4 protein-coding genes are annotated in these 4,367 nt (G+C 42.2%); all 4 read left to right on the plus strand.

From position 1 onward, the window contains the following. Positions 1 to 154: 154 nt before the first annotated feature. The 4 genes from Q0688_RS13765 to Q0688_RS13780 all read left to right on the plus strand — a co-directional run bounded on the left by Q0688_RS13765 (position 155) and on the right by Q0688_RS13780 (position 4,131). Positions 155 to 445: an integration host factor subunit alpha gene (locus Q0688_RS13765; protein WP_299077693.1), complete on the plus strand. Its 291-nt coding sequence runs from the start codon at positions 155 to 157 to the stop codon at positions 443 to 445. Positions 446 to 624: 179 nt separating this feature from the next. Then, positions 625 to 831: a hypothetical protein gene (locus Q0688_RS13770; RefSeq protein ID WP_299077696.1), complete on the plus strand. Its 207-nt coding sequence runs from the start codon at positions 625 to 627 to the stop codon at positions 829 to 831. Positions 832 to 1,820: 989 nt separating this feature from the next. After that, positions 1,821 to 2,663: a replication initiation protein gene (locus Q0688_RS13775; protein WP_299077699.1), complete on the plus strand. Its 843-nt coding sequence runs from the start codon at positions 1,821 to 1,823 to the stop codon at positions 2,661 to 2,663. 124 nt (positions 2,664 to 2,787) lie between these two features. Beyond that, entirely contained in the window at positions 2,788 to 4,131 is a 1,344-nt protein-coding gene (locus Q0688_RS13780) for a hypothetical protein (protein WP_299077702.1), read from the plus strand. The last annotated feature ends 236 nt before the right edge of the window (positions 4,132 to 4,367 follow it).

Below are 4,367 nucleotides of genomic sequence, written 5' to 3' on the forward strand. Positions count from 1 at the left end.
TATCAATTGACAGAATCGTGCCCGCGTCAGCCTCGGCACTCTCTGGCAATTGGGATGAATTGTGCGTCTCTGCCAAAGTTAAGCTAGATGACTTTGCTGGAATGAATCCAGCGCTACATGATAGCCTCCCATCATTGAAAGTTAGGATCGACGTATGACATTGACCAAAGCAAAAATGGCTGAGCATTTACATACTGAACTCGGTTTAAATAAACGTGAATCTCAGGAGCTTATCGAAATGTTTTTAGCGGAAATGAGCAGGGCACTTGAGCAAGGTGGATGCCTTAAATTATCAGGTTTTGGGAATTTTAATCTACGTGATAAAAAGCAGCGCCCGGGACGAAATCCAAAAACGGGGGAAGCTAATCCTGTCAGTGCACGACGGGTCGTTACTTTCAAAGCCGGAAAAAAACTCCAGAACCGGATCAAATACCAACAAAAGTAAACTTCTGAACTGAAGATGCTGAACAGTTTCACTCATCTGATTGAGACTTAAATCGGCATGGAGTCGGGTATTGCTTCGGACAAATGGATGATAAACAAAACAAATTAAGGTCATATTCATTAATTATTCAGAAAGTTATTGCTATAAATATAACCACAATGAGAATCGGAGGTCACACTATGTTTGAAATACTGGCAACCCATCAGCGGGAAATAGAGGACGAATTACGGGAACGCGTACAGTTTTTTTTTGCAGCCAACAATGAAACACCTGAAAGTGTGTCTATTGAAATGAAGATCGCAAAACCTGAGCAGCTCAATGGTTTATCGACTATCCACATCTTAGTTAAAGATGCCTGTACTGGTACGACTTTACTAAGGATTTAGTAAGCCACAAAAAAACATATCAACGTAACCACCGGTATTTTCTGACGGGTTTTATTCTCGTATTTAGCCCTCAAATATTCATGATATATTAATGTGGTGTGGGTTTTAATGGAGCCGCATATTTATTTATTTTTAAGCGTAAAGCGTAAAGCGTAAAGTGTGAAAATCAGGGTGGTGTCCCCACCCTGATTTATACTCCCTCATCTCTTCCCAGTCATACACTAAACAGTGCTTAAGGCCGTAAAGGTAATCTACTTTTATTACTCTTGGATTACGTTACGAGTGAATAAGCTCGCTAGCTAAGATCTTCCATACCCAGGCTAAATACACGCCGTCTGGCTTGGGGGGTGTAGGGGTCTCCCCTACGGATAACACCTGCGGAGCACTCCGCAGAAATGTCAAAGCTCATCAGACCCAAATCCGGCATGCCGCCAGGAAATAAACCATCACCCACACGACAAACCGCTTTTAATCTTGGTTAGTGCTAAATCGTCTCAGATTGACCGCTAAGCTGTTCAACGATAAAAACCATACGAATGTATAAGCCGGTTTGAAATATAGCTGCTGTGATGCGTTTAAGGCCGCTCTACAATCTAGTAAGGTGAATCAGTGCGAAGCATTGAGAGGGCAACAAGCCCTAAACTACTTTTGCTTTTGATTGTTGGCTGGATTGGTCAGAACTAAGTTAAAAGATTCTGCTGTGATGACTGGCTTACAAAGCCCAAAAAATACGCTCTTTTTTGGCACGTTGCTTAGTTATCCACAGCCTTCTGTTATGTTTCTTTTGTTTCTTCTTGTTTCTAGGCTGTATTTCACTTTAGTAATCAATGCTTTACAGAGTTAAAAGTAACATTTTGATGGTTAAAGGTAACATTTTGATGGTATTAAAGTAACATTTTGATGGTTAAAGGTAACATTATTCGAACATTGCTTTTAATAATAAAGTAACATATGATAAAAATGTTACTTTATTATATTTTTGGTGGTGTATGTCGCTACAAGATCAACTAAATCGAATACAACTTAGTTTTGAGTCTAAAAACAGCAACAGCAATTCTCTAGCTGATGCAGATGGATTGCATTGCGTCAGTGAGAATTCAATAACAAAAAGCCATGCTTTAAGTCGTGCATATTATCGATTTGGAATAGTGGAAAAACGCTGCATGGAAGCACTCATAAGCAAGCTACATCCTTTGAGGGGCGATAATACACACCAAGAGATTGAGTTGTCAGCGTTGGAATACAGTGCTGCTTATGGTGTTTCTGAAAAGACAGCCTACAGAGATTTATCAAGTGCGGTAGAAACACTAATGCACAGAGTAATAACCACAGATCGGGCAGAGAACAAGAGGGGGAAACGCATTTTTACTTTGATGAGTGCCGCAGAGTACAAAACGGAAGAAGGTAAAATAAGTTGTGAATTTAACTATCACGTTGTCCCCCACCTGATAGGTATGAGGGAGAGATTCAGCAGCTATCCGTTACGCAAAGCCGTCAACTTCAGTAGCTCTTACACATGGCGCTTTTATGAACTGTTGGTGAGCTGGGCAAAACCAAAAGCTAAGACTGGTGGACGGTTTGTTGGATGGATAGAAAAGCAAAACGTTGAGGAACTAAGGAAAATGCTAGGTGTTCCCGATAGCTATAATTGGGGGCAATTTAAAAAACGAGTCCTAGATGTTATGGAAGTTGAACTAATGAAAAAATCAAATATCGACGTTGAATTCAACATAATAAAAACAGGGCGGAAAATCACCCATCTAAACATAAAATTCATTGAAGATGACCAACAGCAATTACTACTAGATGGAGGTGATACCAAACGGAAATAAGAATATACCGCCCTTCCCCAGTGCTGAAACACTGAGGCAGGACTTCACTTAAACGACTACCTGAAGGAGTCGAGAAAATGCGCAAGCACAATAACACACCTGCTAAATTGTGGGGTCTAATCTAATGGACTTCATCTCTTCACATTACATTTCAATATCTGTTGCAATGATGACTGCAACGTTGATCTTTATTCACCTCAACCTAAAAGACCGCAACGCTAGTAAATACATAGCTTCCGCACTCCTTGTGGTGGATCTGTTACCCGCCAGTATGGCCGTCTCCTGGGCAACTACTCAGGGCGAAGGTTTAAACACGTTTTTATTCGTCATCGGATTTATTGCCTTTGCATCACTCAAGCTGCTTTTAGTTTGGTTGTTGCTTAAAGCGATGACCAACAAAAACACCACCGGCGTGATGCTAGTTGTTTTAACCATGCTGGTGATTTACGCGGTCATATTGGCGGGTGCAGCCTTCAACGGTAACGTTTCAGGGGCTAAAAAGGCCGCTCAAGCCTCTTTAGATTCAGCCCCGATGCAATCAGTAGACGCAAGAATACTGTCGGCAGAAAACAAGCTGGAAGGTCTGGCCAAGTTTGCAAACTCAAGCAAAGCAAGTGCGGAAGCGGTAAAGATTGACCAGTTAAACACTCAGTTATCATCTGTCAGAACCACTCTATCGCGCTGCCCTGCAAACTACTTAACCAAGTGCATTAATCCAGCCCAAAGGAAAATTGATGACTTAGAAAGGCAGTTGAGCGGCTTCACGTACTCAAATGGAAACCGTGAATATGCTGGAACACTCGCGCTACTCGCAACACTCCAAGAACGCAGGACAGAACTATTATCCTCTGGTGGTATGGTCGCGGTTTCAGGGCTAGGTGCTGATGACCGTTTTCTATCTAAACTATTTGGTGGTGATGTCGAACAAGCCCGAAACTGGAAAACGTTAATTTTTATGATCGTTTTCGATTTCATCACCATTGGAATCAGAATGGTTGTGGCCTTCGTAAACCGAGGCGTTGACACCGGTGCATTGTTTCACGAGCAATACGACCTGATGCGCCGAATGGGTCACTCACACGATCAAGTTATGCTGTCTATGTCGGTAGCTGCGGGAGTCATTTCACTGCCAGATAAAAACAGTGGTGGTGGGATTTTAGAGACCGATAAAGTGGACAGTAAAAAACCACTTAGAGAGTCCACGCGTGGGGCTTCTCCGGCACTTTCTGACGACTTAGAAAGTGCTTATCTAAAGTGGTCTAATGAAGTCAAAAAAGGCACTCTAAAATGCACTCAAGATGTCGGAAAGCGGTTCATCTTAAAGGAGCTATCGAGCGGTAAAAACAGCCATAGTATTACGCCACTGGAAGCAGTCAAAATTCATAAGAATTGGTTGGATCGTGGTACTGATGAAAAGTGGTTATCGGTATTGGGTGGTATAGGTAAACCATCCCATAAATTGGCTTAAAAATATTCCGTCACTGGGCGGTCACTGTTGAAAATAGCCCTCGGAAATAGACCACATCTAGCTCCCAGATATACGTCACTGTTCCAAAGTAACAGTGACGTATTTCAACCTTTCCCATGCCGCTAGGCAGTGGAAATCCTCCCTTAATCCCCGAAGGGCTCACGACAATTTCGCAGAAATTGTGTAGTGAGTCCACAATTCATATCAATTGACAGAATCGTGCCAGCATTAGCCTA

The organism is uncultured Paraglaciecola sp. (assembly GCF_937123705.1).
Lineage (GTDB): Bacteria > Pseudomonadota > Gammaproteobacteria > Enterobacterales > Alteromonadaceae > Paraglaciecola.

Excerpts from the sequence above, each read along its gene's own strand:
- Q0688_RS13765 (WP_299077693.1), top strand. The coding sequence starts at position 155 with ATGACATTGACCAAAGCAAAAATGGCTGAGCATTTACATACTGAACTC.
- Q0688_RS13770 (WP_299077696.1), top strand. The coding sequence starts at position 625 with ATGTTTGAAATACTGGCAACCCATCAGCGGGAAATAGAGGACGAATTA.
- Q0688_RS13775 (WP_299077699.1), top strand. The coding sequence starts at position 1,821 with ATGTCGCTACAAGATCAACTAAATCGAATACAACTTAGTTTTGAGTCT.
- Q0688_RS13780 (WP_299077702.1), top strand. The coding sequence starts at position 2,788 with ATGGACTTCATCTCTTCACATTACATTTCAATATCTGTTGCAATGATG.